The organism is Microbacterium invictum (assembly GCF_034421375.1).
Taxonomy (GTDB): Bacteria; Actinomycetota; Actinomycetes; order Actinomycetales; family Microbacteriaceae; genus Microbacterium; species Microbacterium invictum_A.
Genome location: NZ_CP139779.1, coordinates 1,585,407 through 1,602,483, shown reverse-complemented (window position 1 = coordinate 1,602,483; position 17,077 = coordinate 1,585,407). Strand labels below are relative to the sequence as shown.

General features: G+C 71.4%; 8 protein-coding genes. 2 read left to right on the top strand and 6 right to left on the bottom strand.

From position 1 onward, the window contains the following. Positions 1-51: 51 nt before the first annotated feature. The gene (locus tag T9R20_RS07700) at positions 52-2,970 is read right to left on the bottom strand and encodes a UPF0182 family protein (RefSeq protein WP_322411935.1); all 2,919 of its coding nucleotides are present in this window, start codon (positions 2,968-2,970) and stop codon (positions 52-54) included. A gap of 79 nt (positions 2,971-3,049) precedes the next feature. Then, positions 3,050-4,195: a PDZ domain-containing protein gene (locus T9R20_RS07695; protein WP_416182960.1), complete on the bottom strand. Its 1,146-nt coding sequence runs from the start codon at positions 4,193-4,195 to the stop codon at positions 3,050-3,052. 197 nt (positions 4,196-4,392) lie between these two features. Between T9R20_RS07695 and T9R20_RS07690 the strand changes: the two genes are divergently transcribed. Next, positions 4,393-5,733: a zinc-dependent metalloprotease gene (locus T9R20_RS07690; RefSeq protein WP_322412136.1), complete on the top strand. Its 1,341-nt coding sequence runs from the start codon at positions 4,393-4,395 to the stop codon at positions 5,731-5,733. A 766-nt stretch (positions 5,734-6,499) separates the two neighbouring features. Here the strand turns inward: T9R20_RS07690 and T9R20_RS07685 are convergent. Next, a complete protein-coding gene (locus tag T9R20_RS07685; protein ID WP_322411933.1) occupies positions 6,500-8,266 on the bottom strand; it encodes an ATP-dependent helicase in 1,767 nt (588 codons plus the stop codon). Beyond that, the gene (nudC, locus tag T9R20_RS07680) at positions 8,263-9,198 is read right to left on the bottom strand and encodes an NAD(+) diphosphatase (RefSeq protein ID WP_322411931.1); all 936 of its coding nucleotides are present in this window, start codon (positions 9,196-9,198) and stop codon (positions 8,263-8,265) included. Before nudC ends, T9R20_RS07685 begins: the two co-directional genes overlap by 4 nt. A gap of 77 nt (positions 9,199-9,275) precedes the next feature. On the opposite strand from nudC, the gene T9R20_RS07675 reads away from it, so the two are divergent. Beyond that, positions 9,276-10,556: a phosphotransferase gene (locus T9R20_RS07675; protein ID WP_322411930.1), complete on the top strand. Its 1,281-nt coding sequence runs from the start codon at positions 9,276-9,278 to the stop codon at positions 10,554-10,556. Positions 10,557-10,569: 13 nt separating this feature from the next. Here the strand turns inward: T9R20_RS07675 and T9R20_RS07670 are convergent, their stop codons facing one another. Together T9R20_RS07670 and T9R20_RS07665 are read right to left on the bottom strand one after the other, a co-directional pair. Further along, positions 10,570-13,854 carry an ATP-dependent DNA helicase gene (locus T9R20_RS07670; RefSeq protein WP_322411929.1) on the bottom strand — a complete coding sequence of 1,095 codons (3,285 nt, stop codon included), beginning with the start codon at positions 13,852-13,854 and terminating at the stop codon, positions 10,570-10,572. Further along, positions 13,851-17,072, bottom strand: a complete 3,222-nt coding sequence (locus T9R20_RS07665) for an ATP-dependent DNA helicase (protein WP_322411928.1) — start codon at positions 17,070-17,072, stop codon at positions 13,851-13,853. Before T9R20_RS07665 ends, T9R20_RS07670 begins: the two co-directional genes overlap by 4 nt. Positions 17,073-17,077 lie beyond the last annotated feature (5 nt).

The following is a 17,077-nucleotide window of genomic DNA, read 5'->3' as shown; positions in this document are numbered from 1 at the left end:
GGGACGCGGTCCGGGGGCATCTGCTTCGGCCGGCTCGCCCGCGGCCGGAGGCTACTGCTCCCCGAGCTCGATGAGCCGTTCGACCGCCGCGGTCAGTCGCGCGTCCGCCTCTCCGTAGGCCGCCCAGTCCGCCGCCTGAAGGGCCTCCTGGCGGTCCATCATCGCGTCCTGCGCCTCCTGCAGCGCGGCCTGGTACTCATCGGCCGGGGGCGCGGTCGGCGCCGGGGTCTCGCCGGCGTCGGCGGTCTCGGTCGGAGTCGGCGTGGGCGTCGGCGTGGGCTCGGTGTCCGGCGGCACATCCGTGTCGCCGGCGGTGGCTCCCGAGTCGCCGCCGAAGAGGGTGTCCAGAGCCTCGTTGAGAGTGTTCTCGAACGCGATCCGATCACCGAAGGCGACGAGCACCCGCTGGAGGGTGGGCAGCTGCGTGCCGCCCGACGACTGCACGAACACCGGTTGGACGTAGAGCAGACCGCCACCGACGGGGAGCGTCAGAAGGTTGCCGTTGAGCACGTCCGACTGCCCCTGGGACAGGATGTTGATCTGCGCCGACACCGTCGGATCGGCGTCGAACGTGTTCTGGACCTGTCCGGGCCCGGGAACCGGCGTTTCGGCGTCGATCTCCAGCATCCGGAGCTTGCCGTAACCCTCGCCCTTCACGCCCGCCTCTGCTCCGGCATTGGAATCGACCGCCAGGTACCCCATCAGGACGTTCCGGCTCGCGCCGCCCTCGGACGAGGGGATGAAGGTCGTGAACATCGAGTAGCTCGGCGTCTCCTGGCCCGGCATCTGGATCGTGGAGTAGTACGGCGGCTGGAAGCTGCCGGGGTCCTGCGGATCCTCCGGTGTGGCCCAGGCGTTGTCGCGCTGGTAGAAGGCACGGGCGTCATCGACGTGGTACACCCCGAGCATCGCGCGCTGGATCTTGAACAGATCCGTCGGGTAGCGCACGTGGCTCATGAGGTCGGCGGACATCTCGCTGATCGGCTCCACGGTGGAGGGATACACGTTCTGCCAGGCCTGGAGGACCGGGTCCTCCTCGTCCCACGCGTAAAGGGTGACCGAACCGTCGTAGGCGTCGACCGTGGCCTTGACCGAGTTGCGGACGTAGTTGATGTCGTCGATGGCGAACCGCGGCTGGACGTTGTTGGAGTCGGCGATGGCCTGCTGCAGGCTCACCGTCGTGGAGTACGGGTAGTTCGCGCTCAAGGTGTAGCCGTCGACGATCCACACGATCCGGCCGTCCACGACGCTCGGATACGGGTCGCTGTCGAGGGTCAGATACGGGGCGACCTTCTCCACGCGCGTGAGCGGATCACGGTCGTAGAGGATCTGCGATTCCTCGTTGACGAAGTCGGAGAACAGGATCTGCTCGGACTGGAACTTCAGCGCGTAGATCAGGCGGTTGAAGACGTTGCCGACGCTCGGTCCCCCGTCACCGGTGAAGGTGTAGCGGGTCTCGTTCTCGCCATCCGCACCGGAGGGGTAGTCGAGCTCGAACGGCTCCGTTCCCGCCGGAGCGCCCACGATCGAGTAGGGCGGGGAGTTCTCGCCGAAGTAGATCCTCGGCTGATACTCCTCTTCCTCGGTGAGGACGCCGGAGACCGGGATCCCTCGCTCGATGAACTCGGGGAAGCCCTCGACGGTGCGCGCGTTGCCACGTGCAGCGACCATGCCGTAGCCGTGCGTGTACACGACCGTGGTGTTCTGCCAGGTCGACGCCTGGCCGAGGCGCTCGACGTCCAGTTCGCGCACGGAGACGATGGCATCCTGGGACTCCCCGTCGATCTCGTACCGATCCACGTCCAGCGTCTCGGGGAACTGGTAGAAGGCGCGGTACTGCTCCTGCTGCCGGACGGTCGGGCTGATGATCGCCGGGTCCATGATGCGGATGGATGCGGTCGTCTCGGCGTCCTCGCGCAGCTGCCCGGGCTCGACGTCGGTCACGGCGCTGAAGTCGGTCTTCTCCAGCCCGTCGATGCCGTAGGCCATCTTGGTCATGTCGATGTTGCGCTGGTAGTACTCGCTCTCGAGAGTGAGCTGGTTCGGACGCACCTGGAAGGTGTTCAGCACCCACGGGTAGCCGACGCCGACCACGATGGCCGAGACGACCAGCAGCGCCGTGGCGATGAGGGGGTACCGCCAGCGCCCGATGACAGCGGTGACGAAGAACAGGATCGCCACGATCGCCGCGACGATCGCGAGGATCGTCTGACCGGGGATGACCGCGTTGACACCGGTGTATCCCGGCCCGGTGATCCGGTCGTACGGCTCGACGAGGGTGCGGTACCGGTCGAGCCACAGGCTCCCGGCCTGCACCAGGATGTACAGGCCCGCGATGACGGCGAGCTGGATGCGCGCGGCCTTGGAGATGCGGAGCTCGCGCTGGCCGACCCGGACCGACCCGTAGAGGTAGGACACCAGTCCGGACACGAGCAGGCAGACGAGGAGGACGGCGGAGGCGAACCCGAGGACCGAGCCGTAGAACGGCATCGCGAACATATAGAACCCGGTGTCCAGGCCGAACTCGGGGTCGGTCACATCGGTCTGCACCCCGTTGAACCACAGCCACGTCGTCTCCCACTGCGTGGACGCGGCGAATCCGGCGAAGAAGCCGAAGAAGACGGGGATCCCCCACATCGCCAGGCGGCGGAGCGGCTCGACGACCTCCTGGTAGCGGTCGAGCTGCGAGCTCAGGCGGGCGTACACCGGGCGGAGCCGGTAGGCGAGCTGGATGGCGAGCCAGACCGGGATGCCCATGGCGAGGAAGCCCACCGCGAACATCACCACGCGCGCCAGCCACTGGGTCAGCAGGACCGAGGTGAACTCGAGCTGGTCATACCAGAGCCAATCGGCGTACAGGTTGGCGAAGATGAAGAAGGCCGCCACCAGTGCCGCGATCACGGCGAGGGTGATCGCGATCGCCCGTCGGGATCGGGAGGGTGCGGCCTGCGGCGCGGGGGTCGTGGTCACGGTCTCAATCCTAAGAGGGCGTTTCCCCGCGCACGCGCGGGCGGGGAGTGGTCAGGGCGAACGCTCAGCCCGCCGGCGGTCACCCGGCCGCGGCCGTCGTCGCGGTACAGGTGGGAAGCGCGTCGAGGTCGCCGCCCTCGGCGACGGTCTCGACGGCCGTCAAGGCGTCGTCCAGGTCCTCGACGGCGAAGACGCGCAGGCCGTCGGGGACGTGTCCCACGACCTCGTCGCAGTTCGCCTGCGGCGCGAGGAACCATTCCGCACCGGCCCCCACCGCGCCCCACATCTTCTGTCGGATGCCGCCGATGGGACCGACCACTCCGTCGGCGGTGATGGTTCCGGTGCCGGCGACGTCTTCGCCGCCGGTCAGATCCCCGGGGCTCAGCAGGTCGACGATCCCGAGGGCGAACATCATCCCCGCGCTCGGGCCGCCGACGTTGTTCAGCTGGATCTCCACGTCGATGGGGAACTCGAACTCCCTCGCGAGGATGACGCCGATCACCCACGACGTGGTGCCGTCCTCGGCGACGGTCTCGGTGGGGGTGACCGACACGGTCTCCTCGTCGCCGCCGCGAAGGATCGTCAGCTCGACGGGGTCGTCCTCGCCGTCGTTGATGATCTCACGCAGATCGTCGACGCCGTCGATGGCTGTGCCGTTCGCCGCCACGATCACGTCGTCGACCTCGAGGAGTCCCTCCGAGGCGGAGTCCGGGGAGAAGTCGTACACGACGATGTCGGAGGGGACGTCGAATCCCGCCTCGGTCAGGGCGGCCGCCGTCGCATCCTGCTGCGAGTTGACCATCATGCTGGTGCTCTGGTTCTGACGCTCCTCGGTGGTCTGGCCCGCGGGGAAAACCGACTCGAGGGGAAGCACCGCCCGCGTCCGATCGAACCACGCGCCCGCCAGCTCCAGCCACGACGGCGTGCGCTCCGGATTGCCGACAACCTGAACGGTGAGAAGGTCCAGCGACCCGTCGGTCGGGTAGGTCTCGGCGCCGTCGACGGTGATGAGCGGGACGTCCTCGCCGTCAGCGTTCTGCGCGGTGCCGAGGGTGTTGTACACCGGTCCGGGCTGCTGGATGACGTACGCGGTGGGCAGGAAGGTCAGGACCAGCAGCACGACCAGGGCGATCACCAGCGCCCAGATCCCCGCCAGCGTGGCGCGGCTCAGCGGCCGCCGCGGCGGCGGCGTCGCGACCGTCGCCTTCTCGTCGAACAGCACCAACGGTGTCCCTGCTTCCTGCTGTGATCCTCGTGCCGGTGTCGCTGATCGTTCGCGACCGGCGTAAGGGTCCGCCCGGCCTGTTCGGAGAGTGCGATCATCCGTGCCACTAGCGTAGACACCACGTCTTTGACCCGGCTGAGAGGGCGATTCACGTGCCAGACGACGACCGCAGCCCAGAGGATGAGTTCCAGGAGCTCATGCGCCAACTGTTCGGCGGAGGGGGCGGTGCTCCCGATCCCGAGGCGCTCGCGCGCCTGTCGGGGATGAACATCGATCCCGCCATGATGCAGACGATCATGTCGCAGCTGCAGGGCGCCTTCACCGCCGGCAGCGACGGCATCCCGTGGGACATGACCACGCGCGGCGCCCTCCACATCGCGAACCAGGATGGGCTGAGCGTCACCTCCGGTCAGCGGGCCGACCTCGACCAGGCGTTCTCCCTCGCGAACCTCTGGCTCGGCGAGGCGACGACGGTGTCGGACCTCGCGACGACGCCGAGGGCGATCACGCGTGGCGCGTGGGTCGAGGCGACCCTGCCGGTGTGGCGGGAGATGGCCGAGCCGGTGGCCACGAGCATCACCGACGCGCTCACCCGTGCCCTCAGCGAGCAGGCGCCCGAGGAGATGAAGGCGCTCGTCGAAGGTGCAGGAAGGCTCATGCGCACCGTGGGCGGATCGCTGTTCGCGTCGCAGCTGGGCCAGGTCGTCGGCAACCTCTCCAAGGAGGTCGTCAGCGGAGGCGACGTGGGCATCCCGCTCATGCCCGATGGCGAAGCGGCGATCCTGCCGCAGAACTTCGACGACTTCGGGAGGGATCTCGAGATTCCCGACGACCAGCTGGCGCTGTACGTCGCCGCGCGGGAGCTCGCCCACGCACGCCTGTTCCGTCACGCGCGCTGGTTGCGTCTGCACGTCATCTCGCAGGTCACCGAGTTCGCCCGCGCGATCCATGTCGACACCGACGCACTGGAAGATCTGGCGACGAGATTCGACCCGTCCGAACCGGAGGAGCTCCGGCGCGCCCTCGAGAGCGGCGCGCTCCTGCCGCCGCGCAGCGACGCGCAGAACGCCGCCCTGGCCCGACTGGAGAACCTCCTCGCGACCATCGAGGGATGGGTGGACGTGGTCACCGAAAACGCCACCTCGCGCCTGCCCTCGGCTGTGCGCATCGCGGAAGCCGTCCGTCGCCGGCGCGCCGTCGGAGGGCCCGCAGAGCGGGCGCTCGGATCGCTCGTCGGACTCGAGCTGCGCCCCCGGCGCATGCGGGAGGCCGCCGCGATGTGGCGCGCGGTGACCGACGCGGTGGGGATCGCCGGACGCGACAGTCTGTGGGACTATCCCGACCTGATGCCCGGAGCCGACGACATCGACGACCCGTCGGCGCTCGTCGCGCGACTTCAGGCCCGCGAGCGGGGCGAGGAGCCGGCGCGGGACGAGATGGACGATGCGCTCGAGCGCCTGCTGTCCGGCGAGTCGGACGAGGCGGGCCCGTCGGGCGAGGATGACCCGGATCGGCCGGACGACCCCCGCCCGGTCTGACGACACCACCTCTCCTGCACAGGCGCGAGACGAACCCCCGTTCTCCCCTAGGTCTGTGGACAGTTCCCGCGGAGTGTCGCCGGGGGCGAGGATCGGGGCATGCTCCGACTGGACCCCGCCTTCCCGCCCCTCTGGCGAAGCCCGTGGGAGATGCAGTTCGGACTCGAACCGGCGGTCACCCTGGCGGCTCCGGCGCTCTGGCAGGAGCGCCTGATCGACGAGCTGCGCCAGGGCCTCCCCGCCTCTGCGGTCCCTCTCGTGGCGGCATCGCTCGGCGCCCCCGCCGGAGCCTGCGACGATCTCCTCGAAGCGATCTCACCGGCGCTGGAGCCGCAGCGTCCGGTGCCGCCACCGCGCGCCGTCCTTCAGATCGCCGGCGATGTCGCGGCAGAGCTCGTCGAGACGATCCGCGCCGCGATGACCGGCTGCGGGCTGGCCCTGGAGACCTCCGACTGGCCAGGTGAAGCGGCGACCGACGCCGCGGTTCCGGTGATCGCGCTGGCGGCTCATCTCGTCCATCCCGCGCGGGTGAGTGCACTCATGGCCACCGATGCGACCCACCTGCCGTTCGTCCTGTCGGGGAGCCGGGTGCGCATCGGTCCCCTCGTCGTGCCGGGGGTCACGGCCTGCCTCAGCTGCCTGGCACTGACCTCGACCGACGCCGACGCGGCATGGCCGGTGCTGGCAGCCCAGCTGTGCGGCAGGACCGTCGCCGACGTTCCGGGTCCCCTCCTCGTCGAGTCCGCAGCACGCGCGGTGCGCCTGCTCAGCGGCGAGGAGTCGATGCGGTCGACGACGACCGAGGTCGTCCTGACGAGCGAGCCGGTGCCCCGAGTCCTCCGGCACGAGCCGCACGCACGGTGCGGGTGCCGATCTCCTGCAGGAATCGCGACGGGCGGCGGTCCCGTGATCCGCGGGACCAGCTCAGCTCGAGAGTTCGCACGGCCCGCGTGATGCCGACGTAGGTCAGTCGTCGCTCTTCGTCGATCGTCTCGAAGGTCTGGGCGTAGGAGATCGGCAGCAGCCCCTCCGCCAGTCCGATCAGATGAACGTGGTCCCACTCCAGGCCTTTGGCCGCGTGAAGGGTGGCCAGCGTCACGGTGCGCAGCGTCGGCTCCTCGTGCACCCTGGCGCGACGCAGCAGCTCGTCGGCGAACTCGCGAAGGGTCGTCCCCTCCGGCGCCTCCTCCGCCAGGCGGAGGAGAGCGGCCCGCGCCTCCCACGCGTCACGCACCGCTCCCCCGGCCGGCGGCGGGTCGTCGGTGAGCCCGAGCGAGCGGAGCACGTCGCGCACGGCCTCGACGAAGGTTCCGGTGAGAGGTGCCACGGCCGCGGCCCGCAACGCCATCACCGCCTGCCGGACCTCGGGCACATCGAAGAAGCGTCGACCGCCGAGCACGGTCGTGGGGACCCCGACGTCCGCCAGCGCCCTCAAGAGCTCGGCGGACTGAGCGTGGGCCCGGTAGAGCACCGCGATCGTGGCGGGATCGGCCCCCTCGGCGATGCGCGCGCGGATGCGAGCCGCCACCGCCCGGGCCTCGTCGCGCTCGTCGTCGTAGGCGTTCACCGTCGGCACGAACGCCTCGCCGGCGGCATCCGGGCTCTCTTCGGCAGCGGAGACGAGGCGAAGCGCACCGGGACGATCTTTCATCAGGGCGTTCGCGACATCGAGGATCGCCGGTGTGGAGCGGTAGTTGCGCTCCAGGCGGATGACGCGGGCGCCGGCGTGGCGCCGCTCGAAGTCGAGGAGGAAGCGCGGGTCGGCTCCGGCGAACGAGTAGATCGTCTGACTGGCGTCGCCGACGACGCACAGGTCGCGGCGGTCGCCGAGCCACAGCTCGAGCAGTCGTGCCTGCAGCGGTGAGACGTCCTGATACTCGTCGACGGTGAAGTGGCGGTACTGCTCGTGAATGGTCGCGGCCACGCGCGGCTCGGCTTCGATCATCCCCGCGCATGCCAGGAGCACGTCCTCGAAGTCGATCTGCCGACGCTGGTCCTTCAGGTCCTCGTAGGCGCGCTGGAGTCGGACGATGCGCTCGACGTCGAGACCACCCACCCCCTGGGGCCGGTCGCGGGCGTACTCCTCGATCGAGCGCATCGTGACCTTGCGCCACTCGATCTCGGACGCGACGTCGCGAAGGGTGGCGGTGTCGGGCTCGAGACCGACCCCGTCGGCGGCGTGCGCGAGGAGGCGCACCTTGTTGTCGACGATCGAAGGCATCGCATCCCCCGCGAGCGTCGGCCAGAAGTAGTTCAGCTGTGCCAGCGCGGTGGCGTGGAAGGTCCGCGCGGAGACCCCCTCGACGCCGAGGGCGCGGAGGCGGGCGCGCATCTCTCCGGCGGCCTTCGTGGTGAAGGTCACCGCCATCACGCGACCGGGCGAGTACGTCCCCGTGTCGACACCGTGGGCGATGCGGTGTGTGATGACCCGCGTCTTGCCGGCCCCGGCTCCCGCGAGGACCACCACGGGTCCGCGGAGCGCGGTGACCGCCTCGCGCTGACGCTCGTCGAGATCCTCCAGAGGACCGGTCACGCGGACCCCGCTGCGTGCCAGTCGCTGATGAGACGATGCGCGATCGATGCCGGCCCGGGGAGGAGCAGCTCGCCGCGGCCCGCGAGCGCCTCCCCGATCTCGCGGCGGTGGAACCACCGAACGCTGACGATCTCCTCACCGTCGGGCCGTGCCGTGCCGGCGTCGACGGCCTCGGCGGTGAATCCCAGCATCAGCGAACGCGGGTACGGCCACGCCTGCGAGGAGCGATACCGCACCGCGCCGACCTCGACACCGGCCTCTTCCCGCAGCTCCCGCCGGACGGCGCCCTCGAGCGACTCCCCCGCCTCGACGAACCCGGCGAAGCACGAATAGCGCCCGTCGGGCCACGCCGCGTTCGATCCGAGCAGCAGGCGGTCGGGGTCGTCGCGGTGGGTGATCGCGACGATCACGGCCGGATCCGTGCGGGGGAAGTGCTCCCGTCCGCAGAACGGGCAGCGACGCGACCACCCTGCGTCGCGGACCTCGGTGCGGGTGCCGCAGGCGGGGCAGAACGGCGCGTCGGCGAGCCATCGGGCGAGGCTCACGGCCGTGACGGCCACCGCTCCTTCGGCGTCGTTGAGGTCCGCAGAGACCATCCGCAGCGACGGGGTCGTCTCGTGATCGAGGACCGCATCGGGGTCGACGACAGCGAGGATGATCGCCGCGTCACCCTCGTCCCGCCCGAGGAACGCCCAGTGCGCGACCTCCACTGCTCGGGAGCCGGTCCATCGGTCGGGCGGGCTCCAAGATAGTCCCCCGCCCCGGACGGAGACGCGATCCCCCGCGACCGCCAGGACGCGCGTCTGCGGATCGCTCAGCGCCGCGGCGATCACCCCGTCCACGGAACGATCAGAGGCGGCGCGATCCCAGCGCGTCATCGGCCCGGCGACCGCCGGACGGGGCAGATCCCGGGCGCTGTCAGACGATGTCATCGAGACCTTCCCGCGTTGGTCGACGAGCCAGGGCGTGGCGCGAAGGCCCGGACGCGTGCCCGACCTACCCTGGGCACATGGCACGCTCACCCCTCACTCTAGCCGCGTCGGTGACCTCCGCTCTGCCGGGCGCCGGCGTCGTCGGCGTCGCCGCGCTGACCGAGAACAGCGCCGGGCGCTACGACTCCGCGCTGGTCGATCTCGACGACGGGCGTCGTGTTGTCGTACGGGCGCCGGTCGACGAGGGTGCCGCGGTGGAGACGGCGGCAGAGGTGCGCGCCCTGACCGTGCTCACTTCGGGTGTGCGTGGACTGCTTCCGTTCCGCGTCCCGACGGTGCTGGGGCAGACCCCCCTCGTCGACGGCCGCGCGGTCGTCGCCGACTTCCTGCCCGGGTACCGCGTCGACCCGCCGCACCTGCCCGGCGGCCGGGGAGCCGCGACCTCGCTCGGCGAGGCGATCGCCGCCATCCACGCCCTCCCGGTCTCGGTCGTCCGGGACGAGGGACTCCCCGCCCGTACGACCCGTCAGCTGCGCGACGACATCGAGCGCACGGTCGAGCGCGCGGTGGCCACCCGTCGTCTCCCTCCGAGCCTCGACGTCCGGTGGAGTCAGGCGCTGGACGCCGAGGGGCTCTGGCGCTTCGAGACCACCGTCGTCCTCGGCGGTGCCGGGGCTTCGTCGTTCCTGTTCGAAGACTTCGCCGGCGAACCCCGCGTCACCGGCGTCCTCGACTGGCACGGCCTGAGCGTGGGAGACCCCGCCGGCGACTTCATGTGGCTGGCCTCGGCCCCCGATGCCGCGGACGACGTCTTCGCCTCCTATCTGGCCCGCAGCGTCCACGCTCCCGACGGGCTGCTGCGCGAGCGGGCCCGGCTGTATGCGGAGTTGGAGTTCGCGAAGTGGCTCGTGCACGGGCACGAGACGGGGCGCTCCGACATCGTCGATGACGCTGTGGAGCTCCTCGAGTCGCTCGCCGCCGGTGTGGCCGGCGACGACCTCGTGCCGCAGGATCGCGGGGACGTCGAAGACGCGATCGCGTTGCTCGATCGTTTTCCGGGGCGGGCTGCGCCGACGGTCGACACCTCGATGCAGACCGACGCGTACGACCCCGCCGAGGTGTCGGGGTGGTTCGGCGACGACGCGGACGAGTCCGACGACGCCGGGTCCGATGCCCCCGAGTCCGACGCGGCCGACGAGGCCGCTGCCCGGCGCGATGTCGCCGCGGCGCGGCAGGATGCCGCCCCGGACGACACGGCGCCGCTGGATCTCGGTCCGATCCGGGACCGACTGGACGACGTGGGCGAGGCGGAGCGCGCCTCGCAGGCGGCGCTGCGACGCTGGGCGGTCTCGGAGTAGGCCGCCGACCCGGTCAGCCGCGCAGGACCAGGTCGTCGGCGACGTAGTAGAGCGCCACATCGATCGAAGACACGGGGATGCCGTGCTTGGCGTGGTACGCCCGGCGGTAGAGCTCCAGCTGCACCATCCGCTCCTGGCGCTCCCGCGCGTTCTTCGGCGGCGTGCCGGTCTTCCAGTCGACGATCTCGACGCGGTCACCCCGCCGGTAGACGGCATCGAGCTTGCAGATGATGACGTGCGGGCGGCCGTCGGGACCGGTCATGGTGAAGTCGATCTCGGTCTCGACCTCGATCGGCTTCAGACCCGCCCACTCGGATGCCAGGAAGCGCTCCTGCAGCCGGGCGAGCTCATCCACCGCTGTGGAATCCGCCTCGTCGCCTGCATCCCACAGCGCATCGTCCAGGGAGACCGCGCGAGCGGTGATCCCCGAACGTCGCTCGACCCACTCATGGAATTGCGTCCCGATGCGCGTCTGCCGGTAGGGGCGTTCCGGCAGCGGTCGCGACACCGGGTCGTCGGGCGCCCCGTCCGCCGAGACCATGTCCTTGTACCGGGACGCGGGGATGCGGGTGGGCAGCGGGTCGGCGCGGTGCCGTGTCCGCGCGCGACGCTCGGCAAGCAGCATACGTACCTCCTCGTCCGGCGCGGCCGGAGGTGCGTCCATCGCCTCTCGCACCAGGCGGGCGGCATTCTCGACCCGCTGACGACGCGCCCCGAGCGGATCCATCGGCCACGCGAGGATTCGTCGATCGCCCTCGAACGGGTTCGATTCCAGATCCGGCTCGGCGAGGTCGACGCCGAGGGCGGCGGCGATCTCGCGCAGGAACACGCCCGTCGGCCTCGGGCGTTTCGTCCCCGACCAGGGCGAAGCGGTCAGCAGCAGGTGTTCGCGGGCGCGGGTGACGGCGACGTACGCCAGGCGACGATCCTCGTCGAGCTGCCGCGCCCGATGAGCTGCGATGAAGGCATCGATCTCGCGTTTGAGGTCCTGCTGCGAGGGTGCGGCCTCCGCCTCCCACGACAGGGTCGGAAGCCACGCCGCGTCGCCACGGAAGGCGTACGGGAGGACCCCGAATCCCAGCCACCCCCGGGTGTCCTTCGCGGCAGACGGGAGTTCGTCGGCGACCATGCGCACCACGGCGACGGCGTCCCATTCGAGCCCCTTGGACCCGTGGATCGTCAGGAGCTGCACGACGTCGTCCTCGGGGGGCTCGGTTCGCGGCGCGAACTCGTCGACCTTCTCGGCGTGGTCGAGCCAGGCCAACAGGCTGGCGAGAGAGCCTCTGTCGTCGGCGGCGAGGAAGGCGTGCACCTCGTCGAGGAAGGCGCGCAGCTGGGCCGAGGCGATCCGCGCGGGGCCGCGCGTCTCATTCGCGGCGAGCTCGATGTCCAGCAGGAGTTCCGCCTCGATCAGGCGGATGAGATCAGGCAGGGGCGCACCGGCCGCCTGACGAAGGCCGGCGAAGACCGCACCCGCGTCCTTCAGCCGCATCCGCGCCTCCGGCGTGAATGCCGCGAGCCACCCGTGATCGGGGGCGGACCGCACCACGAAGTCCAGGGCATCGACGAGCGAGGCTCGGTCCTCCCCGGCGCCGGCGCGCACCCGTTCGGCGACGACGTCCGTGAGGGGCCGCAGCGCGGTGTCGTGCGTCGCCAGACGTCGGGCGAGGTCCGACAGCGCGCGGAGGTCGGCGAGCCCGATCCCCCAGCGCGGCCCGGCGAGCAGTCGGATGAGGGACGAGCCCGCGGTGGGGTCGCTGATGACGCGGAGGGCGCTGACGACGTCGACCACCTCGGGGGTGGAGAGTAATCCCCCCAGGCCCAGGATCCGATGGGCGATACCGCGCCGGCCCAGAGCGTCTCCGAACCTCACCATGTGCTTCTTGCTGCGGAACAGGATCGCGCCGGTGGTGGGCAGGCCTGCGCGGCGTCGATCCGCGCGCACCCGGGCGAACCACTCGGCGACCCGTGCGGCCTCGGCGTCGATGTCGGCGTCGACCGCGATGTCGATCTCGCCCTGCGGCGCGCCCGGCCGCGCGCGGAGCTCGGCGACGGTGACGGGCGACCGCGGCGCGAGCGGTGCGAGCACGGCCCCGGCGGCACGAAGGATGTCGCGGCTGTTTCGCCAGCTGGTCATCAGCGCATAGGTGCCACACCCCGCCTGGCCCGAGAAGGCCGCGGCGAAGCCCCCGAGATTGCCCGAGCTCGCTCCGCGCCATCCGTAGATCGCCTGATGGGGGTCTCCGACCGCCATCACCGCGGAACCGGCGAACAGTGCGGAGAGCAGCTCGGATTGGCTCACCGAGGTGTCCTGGTACTCGTCGAGCAGCACGACCCGGAAGCGATCGCGGAAGTCGGCCGCCGCACCGGGGTGGCGGCGGACCACTTCGAGAGCCCCCGCCACCTGGTCGGAGAAGTCGATCACGCCGCGTCGACGCTTCGCGTCGAGGTACTCCCGGGCGAGGTCCGACAGCAGCGAGAGCGCCGAAACCCGGGACTCGGCGTCGACGACGTCCTTATAGACCGTGACCGCGCTCTTCTCCGACGGACGGGCCAGGACATCGGCGAACCTCTCGGGGAACAGCCGGAGCGCGTCGAAATCGACGAGGTTGTCGGCACCGTCGCGCGCGATCCGCAGCGCGGCGTCGACGATGGTACGCAGCGCCTCCGGCCGATCCTCGAGGCGGGGATCGTCGGAGTCGAGCACCACCCGCCGCATCAGCAGCCACGCGGCCGACTCCGACAGGACAGCTGAATCGGTGTCGCGGCCGATCCGGATCGCGTGCTCCCGGACGATCTGGTCGGCGAAGCTGTTGTAAGTCGCGATGACCGGGCGCTCGAGCAGGTCGTGGCCGGTGCTGCCGCCGCCTTCCACGCCGGCGCGCTCGGCCAGCGAGCGCAGGTAGCCGCGTCGCGTCGCGTCGTGGTGCGCGCTTTCGGTGGATAAGAACGCCAGGGCTCCCGAGGAGTGCAGCTCGGGGAGCAGGGGCAGCAGTCCGGCGCTCTCGAATTCGCCGAGTCGGCGCAGTCGCCGCTGCACGCGGTCGGCGAGTTCGCCGGCCGCCTTGCGTGTGAACGTGAGCCCGAGGACCTGATCGCGCCGCACGAATCCGTTCGCGATGAGCCAGACCACTCGCCCGGCCATCGTCTCGGTCTTCCCGCTGCCGGCCCCCGCGACGACGAGCGCGGGACGCAGGGGGGACTCGATCACCGCGGTCTGCTCGTCGGTCGGCGGGAACTGGCCGAGCGCGGCCGCGATCACCGCGGCGGACAGGCGTGCCGTCACCACCTCGGTCACGACGCGCTCACCGCCCCGACGGTGTGGATGCGGCAGAGGCCGTGACTGTGCTCATCCCGGCAGTGCTCTTCGTACGGCGCGCGGAAGGACGTCCCGGTCATCACCGTGACCGCGGCGTGGATGCGGGAGAGGAAGGCCGACCGACGCTCGTCGTCGAAAGGCGGCTGCGTCGGGGTGACGAAGTCGCGCTGCGAGGTCGGTCGAAGCACGAGCAGACGGGCACCGCCGGAGGTCAGCCCCTCGGTCCCGGGGATGGCGCCGGACTCGAAGGCCAGCTGATAGGCGGCGAGCTGGGGGTGATCGATCACCTTCGCGTCGGTCTGCGGCTCGCTCTTGCCGGTCTTCAGATCCACGATCACCACCGCGCCTTCGGCGGTGACTTCGACTCGGTCGATGTATCCCGAAAGCACGGCGCGCGCCGGCGCCTCGCCCGCAGCGCCCACGGTGAGTCCCGCGGGTCGCGCGGGATCGAACACCAGCGGGACTTCGAAATGGGGTTCGGCGTCGAGGAGTCTGCCCCCGTCGGCGTCGAAACGACGCAGGTAGCGCGCCAATCTCCGCACCAGTTCGCGGGCTCGGGCGCGCTCGGCCCGGTCCTGCCACGACGCGTCGAAGGAGAGCTCGTGCCAGCGCCCCTCGACCACCTGCCACAGCGCCTCTTCATCCGTTCCGGCGGCGGCGATCTCGAGCGCAGCGTGGATGATCGTCCCGACCCCGGCGGTGGTGTTCCCGGGGTCGCCCCCCAGCTCGGCGATCAGCCAGTTCAGCTCGCACTCCTCGAGGGCGTGCAGTCGGGACGGCGACACCCGCACGCGTTCATGCTCCAGATCGCGCAGGGGCCCGCGCGAGGTCGGCGGACGCACCCCGTACCATTCCTCGGGAGACGCGCCCGGCACGTCGGCGGCGGCGAGCAGCGCGAGCTGCCCGGCTGCTGCCCGCACCCCGGCAGGATCGTCCTGCGCATCGGCGGCGGTGAGGGTGCGACGGTGGACGGCGACGAGGCCCCGGAGGCTCAGCGGGTGAGCCGCGGATGCCACGGGGACCTCGGGTTCGGGCAGCAGATCGAACAAGACGCTCGGGCCGAGGTCGTCGTCGTCGACGGCGGTGACGATGGTGCGGGTGCGCGCCCTGGACACGGCGCGCGCGAACAGACGCAGCTCGTCGTGCAGCGCACTGCGCCGTCGGTCCAGCGCGGCGGTCGCCGCGTCGGACCGTGCCCCGGCGTGCCGGGCGACCTCGGGAAGCCGCCATGTCTCGAGCAGGCTGCCGCGGTGCCGGGTGTTCGGCCAGACCCCTTCCTGAACGCCCGCGACGACGACGGTGTCGACGTCCAGACCGAGGGCGGAGGCCGGGGTCATCACGGCGACGACGTCGCGCGACAGCGCGGCATCCAGGCGGTCGTCGGCCACCGCACTGTCGAGGATGCCCCGGATGAAGGCGCGTGCGTCGCCCTCGGCGGATCGTTCGACGAAGCGCTTGGCCGCCTGGAAGAGCCCGACCATCGCGTCGAGATCGCGCCCGGCCTGATCGGCGAGGGGCCCGTGCCCCTTCGCCTGCTCCACCCACGCGCGTTCCAGGCGGCTGCGTTCCCACGCCGTCCACAGCAGCTCGTGCACGGTGGCGTCCCGGGAGATCTGCTCCCGCAGGCGCGCGAGGGTGTTGGCGACCGCGGCGGCGCGTCGCGCCTCGCGTGTGTCGACCCGCTCCCACTCGAGCGGATGGATCATCGCCGAGCGCAGGAGATCCCGCCCCGGCCGGTCGCCGCCCGCGGCGAGCTCCAGATGCCGCAGGCTCGTCCGCAGCCTCCGCAGCTCGATGGCGTCGAGGCGGCCGCATGCTCCCTCGAGGGCGGCCGAGACGTCGTCGTCAGTCCAGTCCTCGACCGGCCGGTGGGCCAGCTCCACCAGCCGGAGGATGTCGCGGACGGCGCGCGCCTCGCCGAGCGCGCGGCCCGCTCCCTGCGAGCGCGCCGGCACCTCGCGGGCGGACAGCTCGGTTTCGAGCGCGGCGACCTGACGACTGTCGTGGGCGATCACCGCCAGGTCCCGCCAGGGCACGCCGTCGAGGAGGTGACGCTCACGGAGGATCCGTGCGACGGCGTCGAACTCCTCGGCCGCGGACCGTAGCAGCAGCGCCCGCACCGACGTATCCGCCTCCGCGGGGTCGGGCGCCCGGCGGTGAGCCACCACACCGACGGCGCCGATTCGCTCCACGACGCGGCGCACCGTCTCGCGCTGCGCCGCGGTGCCGCGATGCCCCCGACCCAGCACGTGCACCGTCTGCAGCGAGGCGGCCAGCCGGGCGAAGTTCTCCGGCGACGCACCGCGGAACGCGCCCGCCCCGACATCCGGATCCCCGAACGCCAGCACGGCGATCCCGCGAGCGGCACAGGCCTCCAGCAGCTCGATCGCCCCCAGCGTGAGCTCCTGCGCGTCGTCGACGAGCAGGATGCGCACACCGCCCGCGGCGGCGCGGGCGGACACCGTGTCCCGCGCGGAGCGGACGAGCCCGACAGCCTCCCGGACCAGTCCCGCGGCGTCACGGTGCGCTCCGCGCATCGCCGCGCGCACATCCAGGTACTCCTGGAAGAACGACGCCAGCGGATGCCACACCTCCACCTCGTGGGTGCGGGCGAGTCGGGCGAGCGCGGCGGGCGCGAGCCCGAGTGTCGTGCACTCCGCGAGGAAGGTGCGGACCTCCGTCCGAAACCCGGCCGTGGCGCGGATCTCCGGTCCGAGCCACGCCGGCCAGCCTCGCGGTGTACCCGCGGCCTCGTCCTCGGCGTCGCCGTCGAGGAGATCGCGCAGCAGCTGATCCTCGTCGCCACCGGTCAGCAGCTGCGGGGCGTCACCGCCGGCGGCGACCTCGGCCGCGCGGACGATCTGGAAGGCGAAGGATGGCACGGACCGCGCCGGGGCACCCGAGGTCGCCCGCGCCGCGGCCAGCGACAGCCGGTCGCGCAGAAGCGTTGCGGTCTGACGGGTCGGGGTGAGGACGAGGATCTCGTCGGGCTCGACGCCGTCGTGAACGAGGTGCCGGAAGCGCTCGACGACGCAGTGGGTCTTGCCCGACCCCGGGGCGCCCACCACCACACCCGAGGCGTCCGGGGGCAGATGGACCACCGCCGACTGATCGCCGTCCAGGGTCGTGATGTCGTCGAAGACCGACCGCGCATCCCCCGGCCCGGGGATCAGCGCGCGCAGGTCGATCGATGTCACGCCTC

What these genes read in the sequence shown, in the direction of transcription:
- T9R20_RS07690 (WP_322412136.1), top strand. Translation starts at nt 4,393, where the DNA reads ATGCGCCAACTGTTCGGCGGAGGGGGCGGTGCTCCCGATCCCGAGGCG.
- nudC (WP_322411931.1), bottom strand. Translation starts at nt 9,198, where the DNA reads ATGACATCGTCTGACAGCGCCCGGGATCTGCCCCGTCCGGCGGTCGCC.
- T9R20_RS07675 (WP_322411930.1), top strand. Translation starts at nt 9,276, where the DNA reads ATGGCACGCTCACCCCTCACTCTAGCCGCGTCGGTGACCTCCGCTCTG.